This is a genomic window from Bordetella pseudohinzii (assembly GCF_000657795.2).
Lineage (GTDB): Bacteria > Pseudomonadota > Gammaproteobacteria > Burkholderiales > Burkholderiaceae_B > Bordetella > Bordetella pseudohinzii.
Map to the genome: position 1 here is coordinate 80,304 of NZ_JHEP02000010.1, position 16,443 is coordinate 96,746.

General features: G+C 67.6%; 16 protein-coding genes. 8 read left to right on the forward strand and 8 right to left on the reverse strand.

What is annotated here, in order from left to right:
- Window positions 1-7 precede the first annotated feature (7 nt).
- Complete coding sequence (locus tag L540_RS13850; protein ID WP_043207802.1) at window positions 8-832, forward strand: aldo/keto reductase; 825 nt, start codon at window positions 8-10, stop codon at window positions 830-832.
- 3 nt (window positions 833-835) lie between these two features.
- Complete coding sequence (locus L540_RS13855) at window positions 836-1,822, forward strand: aldo/keto reductase (protein ID WP_043207804.1); 987 nt, start codon at window positions 836-838, stop codon at window positions 1,820-1,822.
- Between the two features lie 16 nt (window positions 1,823-1,838).
- Here L540_RS13855 and L540_RS13860 read toward each other — a convergent pair whose 3' ends face one another.
- Both L540_RS13860 and L540_RS13865 read right to left on the reverse strand, forming a co-directional pair.
- On the reverse strand, window positions 1,839-2,033 hold the full coding sequence (locus tag L540_RS13860) for a hypothetical protein (protein ID WP_043207805.1): 195 nt from the start codon (window positions 2,031-2,033) through the stop codon (window positions 1,839-1,841).
- The gene (locus L540_RS13865) at window positions 2,030-3,205 is read right to left on the reverse strand and encodes a PepSY-associated TM helix domain-containing protein (protein WP_043207806.1); all 1,176 of its coding nucleotides are present in this window, start codon (window positions 3,203-3,205) and stop codon (window positions 2,030-2,032) included. Before L540_RS13865 ends, L540_RS13860 begins: the two co-directional genes overlap by 4 nt.
- A 98-nt stretch (window positions 3,206-3,303) precedes the next feature.
- Between L540_RS13865 and L540_RS13870 the strand changes: the two genes are divergently transcribed.
- Window positions 3,304-4,035 (forward strand): metallophosphoesterase, encoded by a 732-nt coding sequence (locus L540_RS13870; protein ID WP_197085656.1) that lies wholly within the window; start codon window positions 3,304-3,306, stop codon window positions 4,033-4,035.
- Here the strand turns inward: L540_RS13870 and L540_RS13875 are convergent.
- Window positions 4,030-6,561 (reverse strand): penicillin-binding protein 1A, encoded by a 2,532-nt coding sequence (locus L540_RS13875; protein ID WP_043207807.1) that lies wholly within the window; start codon window positions 6,559-6,561, stop codon window positions 4,030-4,032. The genes L540_RS13870 and L540_RS13875 overlap by 6 nt on opposite strands.
- A gap of 159 nt (window positions 6,562-6,720) precedes the next feature.
- Window positions 6,721-8,634 carry a S9 family peptidase gene (locus L540_RS13880; protein ID WP_043207895.1) on the reverse strand — a complete coding sequence of 638 codons (1,914 nt, stop codon included), beginning with the start codon at window positions 8,632-8,634 and terminating at the stop codon, window positions 6,721-6,723.
- Window positions 8,635-8,769: 135 nt separating this feature from the next.
- On the opposite strand from L540_RS13880, the gene L540_RS13885 reads away from it, so the two are divergent.
- Entirely contained in the window at window positions 8,770-9,216 is a 447-nt protein-coding gene (locus L540_RS13885; protein ID WP_043207808.1) for a BPTD_2524 family lipoprotein, read from the forward strand.
- A 15-nt stretch (window positions 9,217-9,231) separates the two neighbouring features.
- Here L540_RS13885 and L540_RS13890 read toward each other — a convergent pair whose 3' ends face one another.
- Window positions 9,232-9,660, reverse strand: a complete 429-nt coding sequence (locus L540_RS13890; RefSeq protein WP_043207809.1) for a PaaI family thioesterase — start codon at window positions 9,658-9,660, stop codon at window positions 9,232-9,234.
- A gap of 165 nt (window positions 9,661-9,825) precedes the next feature.
- Between L540_RS13890 and dinB the strand changes: the two genes are divergently transcribed.
- Window positions 9,826-10,908, forward strand: coding sequence for a DNA polymerase IV (dinB, locus tag L540_RS13895; RefSeq protein ID WP_043207810.1), 1,083 nt, complete (start codon window positions 9,826-9,828; stop codon window positions 10,906-10,908).
- Between the two features lie 11 nt (window positions 10,909-10,919).
- On the opposite strand, the gene L540_RS13900 is transcribed toward dinB, so the two are convergent.
- Window positions 10,920-11,381 (reverse strand): GatB/YqeY domain-containing protein, encoded by a 462-nt coding sequence (locus tag L540_RS13900; protein ID WP_043207813.1) that lies wholly within the window; start codon window positions 11,379-11,381, stop codon window positions 10,920-10,922.
- 137 nt (window positions 11,382-11,518) lie between these two features.
- On the opposite strand from L540_RS13900, the gene hmpA reads away from it, so the two are divergent.
- From hmpA to L540_RS13915, 3 genes are all read left to right on the forward strand, one after another.
- Window positions 11,519-12,745: an NO-inducible flavohemoprotein gene (gene hmpA / locus L540_RS13905; protein WP_043207815.1), complete on the forward strand. Its 1,227-nt coding sequence runs from the start codon at window positions 11,519-11,521 to the stop codon at window positions 12,743-12,745.
- 22 nt (window positions 12,746-12,767) lie between these two features.
- Window positions 12,768-13,211 (forward strand): Rrf2 family transcriptional regulator, encoded by a 444-nt coding sequence (locus tag L540_RS13910; protein WP_043207818.1) that lies wholly within the window; start codon window positions 12,768-12,770, stop codon window positions 13,209-13,211.
- A 96-nt stretch (window positions 13,212-13,307) separates the two neighbouring features.
- Window positions 13,308-14,549: a D-amino acid dehydrogenase gene (locus tag L540_RS13915; RefSeq protein WP_043207821.1), complete on the forward strand. Its 1,242-nt coding sequence runs from the start codon at window positions 13,308-13,310 to the stop codon at window positions 14,547-14,549.
- 9 nt (window positions 14,550-14,558) lie between these two features.
- On the opposite strand, the gene L540_RS13920 is transcribed toward L540_RS13915, so the two are convergent.
- Both L540_RS13920 and L540_RS13925 read right to left on the reverse strand, forming a co-directional pair.
- The gene (locus L540_RS13920) at window positions 14,559-15,392 is read right to left on the reverse strand and encodes a beta-keto acid cleavage family enzyme (RefSeq protein WP_043207824.1); all 834 of its coding nucleotides are present in this window, start codon (window positions 15,390-15,392) and stop codon (window positions 14,559-14,561) included.
- On the reverse strand, window positions 15,389-16,354 hold the full coding sequence (locus L540_RS13925; protein ID WP_043207825.1) for a 3-hydroxyacyl-CoA dehydrogenase family protein: 966 nt from the start codon (window positions 16,352-16,354) through the stop codon (window positions 15,389-15,391). The genes L540_RS13920 and L540_RS13925 overlap by 4 nt, the downstream gene beginning before the upstream one ends.
- Window positions 16,355-16,443: the final 89 nt, after the last annotated feature.

Sequence of the window (16,443 nt, forward strand, 5' to 3'; positions counted from 1 at the left end):
AGGTTGTATGGCGACTAGCGTTCCTGTCATGCCGTTGAACGACGGCAATTCCATACCCCAGCTCGGGCTGGGCGTCTGGCAAGTCCCCAACGGCGAGGCCAACGCGGCGGTGCAGGCCGCCCTGGCGGCCGGCTACCGCTCGGTGGACACCGCCGCCATCTACGGCAATGAGGCCGGCGTGGGCGAGGGCCTGAAGGCCGGCGGCATCGCCCGCGATGCGCTGTTCGTGACCACCAAGCTCTGGAACGACCGCCACCAGCATGCCCGCCAGGCGCTCGAGGAAAGCCTGCGCAAGCTCGACCTGGACTACGTCGATCTCTACCTCATCCATTGGCCGGTGGCCGGCAGCACCGCCTTCGTGGACGCCTGGCGCGCCATGATCGAGCTGCGCGAGGCCGGCCTGACCCGTTCCATCGGGGTGTCCAACTTCACGCGCGAGAACCTGACGCTGCTGATGGAGGCCACCGACGTCATTCCGGCCGTCAACCAGATCGAACTGCATCCGGGTTTTGCGCAGCGCGAGCTGCGCGCTTTCCATGCCGATCATGGCATCGCCACGGAGTCCTGGAGCCCGCTGGGCCAGGGCACGGCCCTGCACGACGAGACCATAGGCGCGATCGCCCGGCGCCTGGGCAAGAGCGCCGCGCAGGTGATCCTGCGCTGGCATCTGCAAAGCGGCTTGATCGTGATCCCCAAGTCCGTCACGCCCGCGCGCATCCGGGCCAACATCGATGTGTTCGACTTCGACCTCAGCACTGAGGACATGCAGGCCATCGACGGCCTGCCCACCGGCAAGCGGCTGGGCCCGGATCCGGCCGTGTTCAAGGGTTAAAGCATGCAATACGTCAAATTGGGCAATACCGGCCTGAAGGTCTCGCGGCTCTGCCTGGGCTGCATGACTTATGGCGAGCCCCAGCGCGGCAAACATCCCTGGACGCTGGACGAGGCGCAGAGCCGGCCGCTATTGCGCCAGGCGCTGGACATGGGGATCAATTTCTTCGACACGGCCAACAGCTATTCGGACGGCTCCAGCGAGGAAATCGTGGGGCGGGCGCTGCGCGACTTCGTCAACCGCGATGAGGTCGTCATCGCCACCAAGGTGTATTTCCCGGTCGCTGGCCATGCGGGAGGCCTGTCGCGCAAGGCCATCATGCGCGAGATCGACGCCAGTCTGCGCCGCCTGGGCACCGACTATGTGGATCTCTACCAGATCCATCGCTGGGATGACGAGACGCCCATCGAAGAAACGCTGGAGGCCTTGAACGACGTGGTGCGCGCGGGCAAGGCGCGCTACATCGGCGCCTCGTCCATGCACGCCTGGCAGTTTGCGCGCGCCTTGTTCCTGTCGGAGCAGCGAGGCTGGGCGCGCTTCGTGACCATGCAGAACCACTACAACCTGATCTACCGCGAAGAAGAGCGCGAGATGCTGGGCCTGTGCGCCGACCAGAAAATCGGCGTGCTGCCCTGGAGCCCGCTGGCCCGCGGCAAGCTGACCCGCGATTGGGACGAGAGCAGCCACCGGGCCGAGACCGACGAGGTCCTGCAGAGCATCTATCGCGCCACCGCCGATTCGGACCGCCAGGTGGTGCAGGCCGTGGCCGATGTGGCCGCGGCGCGCGGCGTCTCGCGCGCCCAGGTCGCCCTGGCCTGGCTGCTGCATCAGCCGGCCGTGACCGCGCCCATCATCGGCGCCAGCCGTCCGGGGCATCTGCAGGACGCCCAGGCCGCGCTCGCGCTCAAGCTCGACGCCGACGAGATCGCGCGGCTGGAGGCGGCCTATGTGCCGCATCCGGTGGCTGGTTTCACCCAGGCCAGGCGCTGAGTCCGCCCTGGCGCGGTTAGGTCCGGGCGTTTTGACGGCGCGGACGCAGCCAGTGCCAGGCGATCACCAGCAGGGGCCAGGTCAGCGCGCCCCAGGAGGCCCAATGCCACGGGCCCGTGCCCAGCAGGGCGGCCAGCAGGCCGAAGACGGCCAAGAGGCCCAGGTAGATGGGCGCGCCCCAGACGAACCAGAATTGCCGGCGGGGCGTCATGCGGGCCTGCCTTGCGGCGCGGCGGCCTGCTCATGTTTGCGCACCAGCTCGGCCACGCGCGCGTCGGTGGCCTTGCGGCGGGCGATCCAGAGATACAGGCCGCTGGCCAGCACCACGATGGTGATGAGGTCCAGGATGGCCCAGAGGATTTTCAGCGGCATGCCGCCGTAGTCGCCGAAGTGCAGGGGGCGGGAGAGCTCCAGGGCGGTCAGATACCACGGCATCTGCGCCACCTTGGTCAGCTCGCCGCTCACGCCGTCTATCAGCACGGGGGTATGCAGCTTGGAGGTCAGCGGGCTGTCGCCGCGCATCCAGACGGTGAAGTGCTGCGGGCTGCCGAAGAGATTGCCCGGATAGGCGATGGTGGTGATCTTGGTGCCGGGCAGGGCGGCCAGCGCGGCGTCGGCCACGGCCTGGGGGGCGGCCAGCTGCTTGGGCACGGGTTTGCCTTGGTAGGGCTCGAGCAGGGCGGTCAGTTCGGTGGCCTGCCAGAGACGGAACAGCGGCGTGGACAGCTCGTTGATGACGCCGGTCAGCCCGACGACGAAGGCCCAGACCAGCGTGACAACGCCCAGCAGATTGTGCAGGTCCAGCCATTTGATGCGGGCCGAGCGCCCGGCGCGCACCGTGCCGAATTCCAGCTTTTTCATGAAGGGGCCGTAGAGCACGACCCCGGAGACAATGGCGATACAGAACAGCAGCCCCATGAAGCCGAGAAACAGCTCGCCCGCCAGCCCCGCGAAGAGATCGACATGCAGCGACAGCATGATCCCCATGAAGGAGAAGCGGTCCTCGCTGTAGAGCGGGCCGTCGTGCAGCAGCTCGGCCGTGCGCGTGTCCACGCGCACGGCGTGGCCCAGCTCGCGCGCGCGGGTCTGGTCGGGCGTCATGCCCACATAGGCCTGGGGCTCGTCGGGGTCGAAGTAGACGTAGTCGACCAGTTCGCCGGGGTATTGGGCCCTGGCGGTGGCCACGACCTTGTCCACGCTGGCCATGGGCGTGCCTTCCGGCATCTCGACGATGGGCTTGCCTTCGTCGAGCAGATGCTCGATCTCGTGATGGAAGATGAGCGGCAGCCCCGTGACACAGATGACGAAGAGAAACAGCGTGCAGACCAGGCTGGTCCATTTATGGACCAGGTACCAGGTTTTGATTTTTGCGGCGGCGGTCATGGCGCGGCTTCCGGAAAAGAATCAAGAATAATAGGCATTCGCAACATCATAAATCAAGATGCTGTGACTGGGCAGAGGGCGGTGGTTTAATTCCCTTCATGCTGTCCACCCATATTCCCGATGCCGGCGGCATTCTCCGCCTGCCGGCCAATCCCCGCGGCCGCGACCTCGCCGTGGGCGACATCCATGGCCATTTTTCGCGCCTGCGCGAGGCGCTGGACCGTTATGGTTTCGATCCCGCGCGCGACCGCCTGTTTTCCGTCGGGGATTTGATAGACCGGGGCCCGCAGAGCGAGTCGGCCATCGCCTGGCTGGACGAGCCCTGGTTTTTCGCGGTCCAGGGCAATCATGAAGATCTGGCCGTGCGCCACGTCCGCAATGGCCTGGTCGACGAGGACAATTGGCGGCGCTACGGCGGCGGCTGGTTCCTGGACCTGCCGCCCGAGCGCCAGCGCCTGCTGGCGCGGCGCTACGAAGCGCTGCCCGTGGTGATCGAACTGGAGACGGCCGCCGGTCTCGTCGGCCTGCTGCACGCCGACAGCCCGGTGCGCGACTGGTCGCGCCTGGCGGGGACGATGCATGCGCATCGGCGGCGCGCGCGGGGACGCGCCCAGTGGTCACGCGACCGGCTGGCCCAGGGGGATGTGTCAGGGGTGGCCAATGTGCGGGCCGTGGTGGCCGGCCACACGCCGGTGCCCGAGCCGGTCGTGCTGGGCAATGTCTATCACATCGATACCGGCGGTTGGCGGGACGAGGGGTATTTCACCCTGCTGGAGCTGGGCAGCCTTAGCGCCTGGCCGCGGCCGGCGCGCGCCGGCCCGGCCCTATAGCGGCTGCGCCGAGATGGCGCGGGGCACGTGCACGGCGCCCAGGCCGTTGACCGGGGTGCCCGCCGCGGGGGAGGGCGCGGCCTGCGAGACGGGCGGCGCGGCCGGCACCGGGATGCTCAGGGGCGGGGGCGCCGTCTGGCCGGGCTGCCTGACGCGGGTGTCGCTGTCGTCGGAGGGGCGGAAGTTGTTCAGGAAGTCGGACAGCGAATCGCCCGTGCTCAAGTCCAGGGCCGCGATGGCCTGGCCTGGCGAAAACTCGGTGTAGTAGTAATTGCCGTTGTCGGCGATCAGGCCCTGCGGCCTTGGCGCGCGCGGCGTCTCGGCCACGCCCTTGAGCATGGGGCTGGCGTAGTCCAGCCAGGTGGTCAGGGCCAGGCCGCTGCCGAACTCATTGCTGCCCAGGCTGCGCGGCTGGTCAAAGCCCATCCAGACCGTGGTGACCATGTCGCGGTTATAGCCGGAGAACCAGACGTCGACCGAGCCGTTGGTCGTGCCGGTCTTGCCGGCCAGGTCCTCGCGCTTGAGGCTGCGGTGCACGCGCGCGGCCGTGCCCTTGACCGTGGTGTCATGCATGATGTCGTCGACCAGCCAGGCGGTGCGCGGATCGATGGCGCGCGCGGCCTCGTCGCCGGCCACCACGGGCTTGGCCTGCATCAGCACCTTGCCCGAGCGGTCGGTGACGCGATCGATCAGGAAGGGGGTGAGCAGGTAGCCGCCATTGGCGAAGACACTGTAGGCATTGGCCACCTGCAGCGGCGTGGCGGCGCCGGCGCCCAGGGCGATGGGCAGCACCGCCGGCCAGCGCTCGCGGTCGAAGCCAAAGCGCGTCAGATACTCCTGGCCGTACTGCGGCGTGATGGCCTGCAGCAGCCGGATCGAGACCATGTTCCTGGAGCGGTAGAGCCCTTCGCGCAGGGTCAGCATGGGCTCGTATTGGTTGTTGTCGTTCTTGGGCTGCCAGTCTCGCGAGCCGGTCTGCGCGGCGGTCAGCATGAAGGGCTGGTCGGAGATCTGGGTGCCCGGCGTGAAGCCGCGCTCCAGCGCGGCGGCATAGATGAAGGGCTTGATGGTCGAGCCGGGCTGGCGCCAGGCCTGCGTCACGCGGTTGAACGAGCCCCGGTAGTAATCGAAGCCGCCCACCATGGCGCGGATCGCGCCGTCCTGCGGCCGCAGCGAGACCAGGGCGGCCTGCAGGGCCGGCATGTTGATGATTTCCCAGTTGTCGGCGTTTTTGTGGATATAGACCACCGAGCCGCGCCGCAGGCGCAGGCTGGCGTCGGCCTTGGGATTGAGGGCGCGCGCCACCACGGCCAGCGCCTTCTTGTCGTTGATGGCGACGATGTCGTTGCTGCTGCGGGCGACCTTGACCTCGCCGGGGCTGGCCGAGAGCACGACGGCGGCAAACAGGCCGTCGCTGTCGGGATGTTCTTCCTGGACGCCGTCGAGCACGTCGTCCAGCGCCTGGGCATCGCTCTCGATGCCATCGGGCAGGTCCACCTGGCCTTCGGGGCCGGGGTAGGGCGCGCGGCGCGTGTAGTCCAGCACGCCATCGCGCACGGCCTGGTAGGCCGCCTGCTGGGCCTTGGAATCGATGGTGGTGTAGACGTCGATGCCGCGCGTATAGGCATCCTCTTTGAAGACGCCATACATCAGCTGGCGGGCCATTTCGGCGGGATATTCGCCACGCACGGCATAGCCGTGCGTGGGGCCGCCCTCGGCGCCGCGCAGCACGATCTTCTCGGCGCGCGCCTCGGTCACCTGTTCGGGCGTGAGAAAGCCCAGCGCCTGCATGCGGCCCAGCACATAGCCTTGCCGCGCCTTGGCGCGCCCGAAATTGGACAGGGGATTGGAACGCGAGGGCGCCTTGGGGATGCCGGCCAGCATGGCGGCCTCGGCGGGCGTGACGTCGGCCAGCGCCTTGCCGAAATAGGTGCGCGCGGCGGCGGCGAACCCATAGGCGCGGTGGCCCAGGTAGATCTGGTTCATGTAGAGCTCGAGGATCTGGTCCTTGGTGAGCTCGGATTCGATTTTGTAGGTGAGCAGCAGCTCGTAGAACTTGCGCGAATAGGTTTTTTCGGACGACAGATAGAAATTGCGCGCCACCTGCATGGTGATGGTGCTGGCGCCCTGGGTCTTGGACATCTTGACCAGGTTGGTCAGGCCGGCGCGCAGCACGCCGGTCCAGTCTATGCCGTTGTGCTCATAGAAGCGGTCATCCTCGGCGGCCAGCACGGCATGGCGCATCACTTCGGGGATTTCGTCAAAGCGCAGCACATTGCGGTGTTCTTCGCCGAACTCGCCGATCAGGACCTTGTCGGCCGTGTAGACGCGCAGCGGCACCCGGGGACGGTAGTCCGTCATGGCGTGCAGCTCCGGCAGGCTGGGCCAGGCCAGCGCCAGGGCCAGGCCCAGCGTGAGCACGCCGGCCAGCGCCAGGCCGGCCGCGGCGATACCTGCTTGAATGAGTAGACGTCGTTTGCCGCCGGGCTTGGCCTGGCGGTCCGGGGATTGCGGTGCGTGATTCATCGGAGCCGATTCTAGGGCAGAACCGCATAGACCGGCCTGGGGGGCCAAAGGTTTCCGTAACCAAACATGGCGGGCAGGGCCGGCGGGCTTGCGCGAGATAAAAAAGGGACGCCGCCCAGGGCGGCATCCCCCTTATTTTACGCGCCCGCGCGCCCGGTTTCAGGGCTTGAGGTGTTCGACGAAGAATTTTTCCATGGCCGCATAGAACTCGAATTTGTTCTCTTCGTTATGGAAACCATGGCCTTCGTTTTCTTTCACCATGTATTCGACATCGACGCCGCGGCGGCGCAGCGCCTCGACGATCTGGTCGCTCTCGGCCTTGTTGACGCGCGGATCCTTGGCGCCCTGGGCGATGAACAGCGGCGTCTTGATGTGGTCGGCATGCAGGGCCGGCGAGGTGGCCGTCAGGCGCTCCTTGTCCCGCAGCGGATCGCCCACCATGTCCTGCATTTTTTCGAGCATGGGTTTCCAGTAGGGCGGGATGGTCTGCATGAAGGTGAACAGATTGGACACGCCCACGTAGTCCACGGCCGCGGCATACAGATCGGGGGTGAAGGCGACGCCGGCCAGCGTGGCGTAGCCGCCGTAGCTGCCGCCGTAGATGCCGATGCGCTTGGGATCGGCGATGCCTTGTTCGATCAGCCACTTGACGCCGTCGGTGATGTCGTCCTGCATGGCCAGACCCCATTGGCCGAAGCTGGCCTCCCAGAATTTGCGGCCATAGCCGGTCGAGCCCCGGAAGTTCATTTGCAGGATGCAGAAGCCCCGGTTGGCCAGGAATTGCACCTCGGGGTTGTAGCCCCAGCTGTCGCGCGCCCATGGCCCGCCGTGCGGATTGACGATGCAGGCGAGGTGCTTGGGGTCGCGGCCCTTGGGCAGGGTCAGGTAGCCATGGATGGTCAGGCCGTCGCGCGCGGTGTATTGGATGGGCCGCACCGTGGCCATGTCGGCTTCGGGCAGGGCCGGATTGATGACGGCCAGCTCATGCAGCTTGTCCTGGGCGGCATCGTAGAGATAGCGCACTCCCGGGGTGCGGTCGTTATAGGCCGCGACGATGAAGGTGTCTTCGGCGCGGTTCCAGCTTTGCAGGGCGAACTCATAGCCGGGCAGGTGCTGCTTGAGCCGCTCGAACAGCTGGCGGGTTTCCGCGTCGAAGAAGCGGTATTGCGGCTTGTCGGTCTGGTAGGCCGCCAGCGTCAGGACTTTGCGCTTGCGCGAGTAGCCGGCCGCGTCCAGGTCCACCATGTCGGGCTCGAAGATTTTTTCTTCGACGTCGGGACTGGCCGGGTCGATCACGACCAGCGCCAGGCGATCGCGGCCGCGGTTGGACAGCGCGTAGAGCTTTTTGTCGTCAAACGTGAAAAAGGACGGACTGACGCTGGTGCGGTAGTCGGTGGTAATAATGGGGCGGAAGGGCGATTGCTCGTCGTCGCGGTAGAGCAGGGTGGTGTTCAGCCCGTCGCTGGTGACCGCCGCGCGCACGCGGCCCTGGTGGTCGGTCTGCCAGCCGACCACATTGCCGGGATTCTCGGCCACGCGCGTGGCCTGGCCGGTATGGACGTTGACGCGGTAGACATCGAAGACCTGGGGGTCGCGCTGGTTGTGCGAGATCAGGATGTGGTCGGGATCATCGGGCAGGTCGTCCTCGATGCCGGCCCGCACGCCTTCGAAGGGCGTGAGGTCGGTGACCTTGCCGTCGCGGATGTCCACGGCCACCACGTGGAAGTTCTCGTCGCCGCCGAAGTCCTTCTGGTAGAGCACGGTGTGCGAGCCTTTCCAGAAGAAGTTGCTGATGTCGCGCAGGCTTTCGCTGGTGAGTTTGCGGGCCTGGCCTTGCGGCTGGCCGCCGGCCAGCGGCTGCACATAGATGTTCATGCGCGGCGGGCTGCCTTCGATGCTGACCGGTTGCATGAAGCCCAGGGTCTTGCCGTCGTCGGCCAGACGGAAGAATCCCTTCTCCGGGTTGCGGAAGAAGTCTTTCAGGGGGTATTGGCGCGGCGGCTGGGCCGCGGCGCCCAGGGTGGCGCCGATGAGGCCGGCGGCCAGGAGACTGCGCGTGAGGGTTTTGAGCAAGATGACCTCCGGAAAGCGTGCGCCGCGCCCGCAGCGGGGCGGGCGCCTGGGGTCTTCGATCATGCCACAGCCGCCGGACAGGTGTCGAACCGGCCCGAATGCGGGATAATCCGCCGCAGTCTATGGAGAGGAATCATGTTGAAAGCCATCCCGCTTGCCGCCGCCGTCCTGGTTCTGGCCGGGTGCGCGGTCGGATCCGGCCCCAACGGCGGCGCGCTGTCGGCCGACATGCAGGCCCAGGTGTCGGTTCAGTCGGCCTATGACGCCGCCGTGGCGCAAGCCGAGCGCTGCCTGGTCGGCCAGGGCGGCTACCGGGTGGACGGCCAGGTCAATGAGCGTTCGGCCCTGATGCGCGTGCTCGCGCCTTTCGGCAGCAACGAAATGACGCGCGTGGAGATCACCTCGACCGGGCCGGCCTCGTCGGCCGTGCGCATCAATATGTGGGGGCGCAGCATCTGGAATGCCGACGCCCTGCGCGCCATGAAGGAGGCCATCACCTTTGGCGTGCCCTCCTGCGTGGCCTATATGCCGGGCGACCCCCAGCCCAAGGAAGAAGTCTGGAAGCTGCCCCAGCCGCGCTAAGGCGGGGGGCGCGGCTCAGTTGCCGCCCAGGCGCTGCGCGACCAGCTTGAAGGTGGCCGAGGCCTTGGCCACCAGCTGGCCTTTTTCGTCGCGGATCTCGCCTTCGCAGAAGGCGATGGAGTTGCCCTTGCGCAGGCAGCGCGCCTCGACGACCAGATCGCCCAGGCCCGGCGCCATGAAGCTGGTGGTCATGTCGATGGTGGCCATGCCGACCTCGGCCTGATTGCCCCGCGCCGCCGCGCTCAGGGTGAAATCCAGCACGCTCATCATGGTGCCGCCGTGCACATGGCCGCGGCTGTTGGTCAGCTCGCGCCGCCAGGGCAGGCGGCAGCGCGCCACGCCGTTGTCGACGGATTCGGGGATCAGCCCCAGGTAGTCCATCAGGGGGATTTCCAGGCCGAAATAATCCGTGGGCGCGCGGTCTGTCGTGTTCTGTTGCGTCATGGGGAAAGCGGCCCGAGGGGCCGGTGTGGCGACAAACCCTGCACTGTAGCGCGAAACCCCCGGCGGCCCCAGGCGGCTGTCCCCTGCGTGGTCAGTCTCGGTCATAATAGCGCTACCGTATATTTATCCAGTAGTCCGGCCGGCCGACAGGGCCGCGCGCTTGCCATGACCGCCCCGACCCGCAAAATCGTGCATATCGACATGGACGCTTTCTATGCCTCCGTCGAGCAACGCGACCGCCCGGAACTCAAGGGCCTGCCGGTCATCGTGGCCTGGACGGGGGCGCGCTCGGTGGTCTGCGCCGCCTCCTATGAGGCGCGGCCCTTTGGCGTGCACTCGGCCATGGCGGTGTCGCGCGCGCGGCGCCTGTGCCCGGACGCCATCTATGTGCCGCCGGACTTCAACCGCTACCGGGCCGTCTCCAGGCAGGTGCGCGAGATATTCGCCCGCCATACCGACCTGATCGAGCCGCTGTCGCTGGACGAGGCCTATCTCGATGTCACGGTCAACAAGCTCGGCCTGCCCTCGGCCACGGCGGTGGCCGAAGCCATCCGCGCCCAGATCCGCGCGGAAACCGGCCTGACGGCCTCGGCCGGCGTGGCGCCCAATAAATTCCTGGCCAAGATCGCTTCGGACTGGAATAAACCGGATGGCCTCTTCGTGGTCCGGCCCTCGCGGGTGCTGGATTTCCTGGCGCCGCTGCCGGTGCGCAAAGTGCCTGGCGTGGGCAAGGTGACGCAGGCGCGGCTGGAGGCCCTGGGCGTGCAGACCGTGGGCGATCTCGCCACCCGGGAGCTGGCCGAGCTGGAGCATCATTTCGGCCGCTACGGCACACGCCTGTATGAGCTGGCGCGGGGCGTGGACGAGCGCGAGGTGCAAGCCGACCAGCCCTTGCAGCAGGTCTCTTCCGAGACCACCTTCGAGCGCGATCTGCGCTTGTCCGAACTGGGCGAGGCCCTGGACCGCCTGGCTGGCCGCGTCTGGGAGCAGGCGCGCAAGAAGGGCCAGCTGGGGCGCACCGCGGTGCTCAAGCTCAAGACCGATCGTTTCCGCATCCTCACGCGCAGCCTGACGCTGCCGCAGCCGCCATCATCGGCCGAGGAGCTGGCCGCCATTGCGCGGCGGCTGTGCGCGAGAGTGGATCTGCCGGCGCAGACGCGCTATCGGCTGGCCGGGGTCGGCATGAGCAACTTCGCCGATCCCGGGGAGAGCACGCGCCAGCCGGATCTGTTCGGCGGCGCGTTCTAGGGCGGCAAGCCTCAGGCCAGGCGGGCCTTGACCTGCTGCGAGACCTGGGACATGTCGGCGCGGCCGGCCAGGGCCGGCTTGAGGATGGCCATGATCTTGCCCATGGCCGCCGGGCCATTCACGCCCTGGCCTTGCACCTCGGCGATGGCCGCGGCGATGGCGGCATCGACTTCCTCGGCGCTTGCGGCCTGCGGCAGGAACTCCTGCAGCACGACGACTTCGGCCTTTTCCTGCTCGGCGGTCTCGGTGCGGCCGGCGGCCTCGAAGGCGGCGATGGATTCGCGGCGCTGCTTGACCTGTTTTTCGATGATGGCGGTGATCTCGGCATCGCTGAGATCGCGGCGCTCATCGACCTCCTTCTGCTTGACCGCGGCCAGCAGGAAGCGCAGGGTCGCCAGGCGGGCGCTGTCCTTGGCGCGCATCGCCTGCTTCATGGCGTCGGAGAGCGTGGTCTTGAGCGTATCGGTGCTCATGGGGAATCCTTGAGGGTTGCTGCAAAGCCCGTGTTTTAACCCTGCGCCGGGCAGGGCGGCAAGTTGTCGCGGTTTTTGAAAGATGTAGAATAAATACATCTTTATGCCGCAAACCCGGCAACATCTAGGAGCACTGTATGTTGAGCGCAACCGTCCGTGAGTTGGTCAAATCCACGGCGCCTGTCCTGAAAACCCATGGCGAAGCCCTGACGCGCCATTTCTACGCCCGCATGTTCCAGGGCAATCCGGAACTCAAGCAGATCTTCAACCAGGGGCACCAGCAAAGCGGCCAGCAGCAGCAGGCCTTGGCCATGGCCGTGGCGGCCTATGCCGAACACATCGACGATCCCTCCGTGCTCGGTCCGGTGCTGGAGCGCATCGCGCACAAGCATGTCAGCCTGGGCATCCGTCCCGAGCACTACGCCATCGTGGGCAAGCATCTGCTGGCCTCGATCCGCGAGGTGCTGGGCGAGGCGGCCAGCGATGCGCTGATCGACGCCTGGGCGGCGGCCTATGGCCAGCTGGCCGATGTGCTGGTGGGCCTGGAGGCGCAGCTTTATGCGGCCTCGGCCGGCAAGGACGGCGGCTGGACCGGCTGGCGCGGGTTCAAGGTCGTGGGCAAAGTCCCCGAAAGCGCGGAGATCACCTCGTTTTACCTGCGCCCGGCCGACGGCGGCGCCGTGCCGGATTTCCGGCCGGGCCAGTATCTGTCGGTGCGCCTCTACATTCCCGAGCTGGGGCTGATGCAGCCGCGCCAATACAGCCTGTCGGATGCGCCGGGCAAGGACAGCCTGCGCATCTCCGTCAAGCGCGAGCCGGCCGGCACGGGGCCGGCCGGGCGCGTGTCCAACCGCCTGCATGACCATATCCAGGAAGGCGATGTGCTCGATGTGGCGCCGCCGCAAGGAGATTTCGTGCTCAACACCGAGGGCGATACGCCGGTGGTGATGATCTCGGGCGGGGTGGGCATCACGCCGATGATGTCCATGCTCAATGCCTTGCTGCAGCGCCAGAAAGATGGCGGCCCGGCGCGCGAGCTGCGTTTCGTCCATGCCTGTCGCGCCGCGTCCGCGCATGCCATGCGCGACACCGTGGCCGAGGCCGCCCGCCGCCATCCCAATGTGCGCCGTCATGTGTTCTATGAGCAGGTGGGCGAGGGCGACCGCCAGGGCGTGGACTATGATCACGCAGGCCGCATCGATTGGCAGCGCATCGCCGGCGATGTCGTGCTGCCCGAGGCCGATTATTATCTGTGCGGCCCGCTGCCCTTCATGCGGGCGCAACACCAAGCCCTGAGCGCGCTGGGCGTGCCGGCCGGACGCATCCACGCCGAGGCCTTCGGCACCGGCGGGCCGGGCTGCTAGCGCCGTCTTCACCGCAACTGCCATGCAACTGACCCGATTCACCGATTTTGGCCTGCGCGTCCTGATGTACCTGACGCAGTGCCGCGAACGCGACAAGCCCGTGACGATCCCCGAGATCGCCGAGCGCTTCGCGATCTCGCGCAATCATCTGGTGAAGGTGGTGCACTTCATGTCGCAGCAGGGCTGGGTCGCCGCCACTCGGGGCAAGGGCGGCGGGCTGGCCCTTGCCCGGCCGGCCGAAAGCTACCGCCTGGGCCAGCTGGTGCAGGTGCTGGAACACCAGGCCGGCCTGGTCGATTGCGCCAATCCGCCCTGTGCGCTGCAGGGCGCCTGCCTGCTGGCCGGTGTCCTGAATGACAGCTTGCGGATTTTCTACGAAAGCCTGGACCGCCACACCCTGGCCGAACTGGTGGCGCAGCCCACCGAGGCGGCCATCATCCGCCTGCACCGCGGCGCCGCCGCCTAACCTTAGGTTATGGGTGCTGGCCGGATAGGCATTTGCCGCCGCGCCGCCCGCCTTGGAGAATGAAGGATTCTCTCCGTTCTGCAGGGTTGCTAGGTTATGCGGGTATGTGTGATCGGCGCCGGGGTCATCGGCGTGACCACGGCCTATTTTCTGGCGCGCGAGGGCCACGAGGTGGTGCTGATCGACAGCCAGCCCCGTCCCGCCGAAGTCTCCAGCTACGCCAATGGCGGGCAGCTGAGCTACAGCTATGTCGCGCCGCTGGCCGGCCCCGGTGTGCTGTCCAGCGTGCCGGGCTGGCTGCTGCGCTCGGATTCGCCGCTGCGTTTCCGGCCCCGCCTGGACCCGCATCAATGGCGCTGGTGCCTGCAATTCGCCCTGGCCTGCAATGCCGACACGGCGCGGCGTTCGACCGCGCAGCTGCAGAGCCTGTCCTATCTGAGCCGCGATGTGCTCAATCGCCTGCTGGAGCAGGAAGAGCTGGATTTCGGCCATTTGCGCAATGGCAAGCTGATCGCCTACCGCAGCGGCGAGCTGCTGGACAAGGCCCGCAAGCTGGCGGCCTACCAGGCCAGCCTGGGCGCCGAGCAGCGCGTGCTGGATGCCGAGCAGACCCTGGCGCTGGAGCCCGCGCTGGCCGGCATGGGCAGCAGCCTGGCCGGCGCCGTCTACACGCCCAGCGAAGAGGTGGGCGATTGCCATCAATTCACGCTGGCCCTGTTCGACCGCCTGCAGAACCACGCGCAATGCCTGATGAATACCCAGGTCTCCAGTCTCTGGACCGAGAGACGGCGCGTGGTCGCCGTGCGCACCAGCCAGGGCGATATCGGCGCCGACGCGGTGGTGCTGGCGACCGGCGTGGGCACGCGCGCGCTGCTCAAGCCGCTGGGGCAGGATGTCCCGCTCTACCCCTTGAAGGGCTATAGCCTCACGGTGCCGCTGGCGCCGGGCGACAAGACCGCGCCCGCCATCAGCGTGACCGATTATGAGCGCCGCATTGTCTATGCCCGCGTGGGCCAGGCTTTGCGCGTGGCGGCCATGGTGGATATCGGCAGCCGCGACAGCGCCATCGATCCGGCGCGCATCGCCCTGCTCAAGCGCCAGGTCGCCGAAGCCTTTCCGACGCTGGACCTGAGCCAGGCCCGCCCCTGGGCGGGCCTGCGGCCGGCCACGCCCACCGGCAAGCCCTTGATCGGCCGCGCCCGCGTGGCCGACAACCTCTGGCTCAATATCGGCCAGGGCGCCCTGGGCTTTACGCTGGCTTGCGGCAGCGCGGCCCTGCTGGGCACGCTGATGAGCGGCATGGAGCCGCCCATCGATCCGCTGCCTTTCCAGCCCTGAGCCTGACGCTCAGGCCACGGCGCCATAGATGTCGCGCGCCTGGCTGGCGTCGGCCAGGGGCCGGCCCAGCACCCGGCCGCCTTCGGCGGCCTGGGCCACCAGCGCGCTATTGCCGGGGGCGATGCTGCCGTCGCGCAGCAGCAGATTGTTCTCGAAACCCACCCGCATGTGTCCGCCAAAGGCGGCGGCCGTGGTGACGCAGGCGTTCTCCTGGCGGCCGAAGGCGCAGATGGCCCAGGGCAGGGGCTGGCCGGCGACCTGCAGAAAAGGCAGCAAGTCCTGGGGCGAGGATTGCTGGCCGGCCACATAGCGGCCCAGCACATAGAGCAAAGACCAGCAGCCTTCGGGCGCGAGGCCGCGCGCGCGGAAGTCCTGCCAGCGGGCCAGGTCTTCGGCGCTGTACAGAATGATCTGGGTCATGATGCGCTCGGCGGCGATCCAGGCGAAAAAATCGGCCAGTGTTTTTTCGCTGATATCCGGCACGGCGATCTCGCGCAGGCCGATGGACACGGCCTCGGGCTTGAGCTCGCGCACCATGGCCATCTGCTGGGCGGCCTGGTAGACGCCGGCGGCTTCGCTGGTGACCTGCACCAGCATTTCGCGCCCGACGGCGCGGTCCACGGCGGCCAGCGCGTCGCGATAGGCCTGCACATCCAGCGAATGCTTGCCCTCGGCGGTGCGCACATGCATGTGCATCATGGCCGCGCCGGCATCCAGGCAGGCGCGCGCCTCCGCGGCCAGCGCGGCGGGCGTCATGGGCACGGCGGGGTGCTCGCGCTCGGTCTTGTAGGCGCCGTTGGGCGCCACGGTGATGATCAGGGGCGAATCGGCCAGCAGCGTCACGGTTCGATCTCCGGGAGTTCGTTGGAAAGCAGTTCCAGGCCGGCGCGCAGCAGCTTGTCATAGCGCGCGCGCTCGGCCGCGATGGTCTCGGGCGTCCAGCGGTAAAAGCCGGCGCCGGTCTTCATGCCGTGGCGTCCGTCGGCGGCGCGCTCGGTCAGGCAGCGGGCCGGATGGTCGTCATTGCAGAAAGTGGGATACATGGTGGCGCCGGCGGCGGCGTGCACATCGATGCCGGCGTGGTCGCGCTGCATGACGGGGCCGGCGGCCAGGAAGCGGAAGCCAAAACCGAAGCGTACCGCGTTGTCGACATCCTCGGGCGAGGCGATGCCCTGGTCGATGAGGGCGAAGGCCTCGCGCGACAGCGCATGCTGCAGGCGATTGGCCAGAAAGCCCGGCAGATCGCGCGCCACGCGCACCGGCACCATGCCGCAGCGGCGCATGAAGGCGATGAGGGCATCGGCGGCCGCGGCGTCGCTGGCCTCGCACAGCACGACTTCGACCAGGGGCACCAGGTGGGCCGGCATGAAAAAGTGCAGGCCCAGCATGCGGGCGCGCGTGGCCAGGCCCTGGCCGATGGCGCTGATGGGAAAGCTGGAGCTGTTGCTGGCCAGTATGGCCTGCGCGGGGGCGCGTTTTTCGAGTTCGGCGAACAGGGCCTGCTTGAGGTCCAGGCGCTCGGGGATGCACTCGATCACCAGGCCGACATCGGCCCAGTCCACGGCGTCCAGGGCGGCGGCCACCGTCACATGGTGGCTCAGTTCGGCGCGCTGCAAGGCGGCCAGATTGCCGCGGACGCGCTCGGGCAGGGCGGCGGCGCGGCCAGCGTCGGGTTCGATCACCGTGCAGCGGCACTGGGCGCGCGCCAGCACCACGGCGACATCGGCGCCCATGGTGCCGCCGCCGACCACGACGACGTGGGCCGAGGCGGGGCGGGCCAGGGCAGGATAGGAGCTTGCATTCATGCTGCGGATTTCCGGGATAGGGGTGGCAGGCAGTGTAGGGAAAGGCCTTTGATTGATGAATCAGATTTTTTCAATAGAATGATCTATTT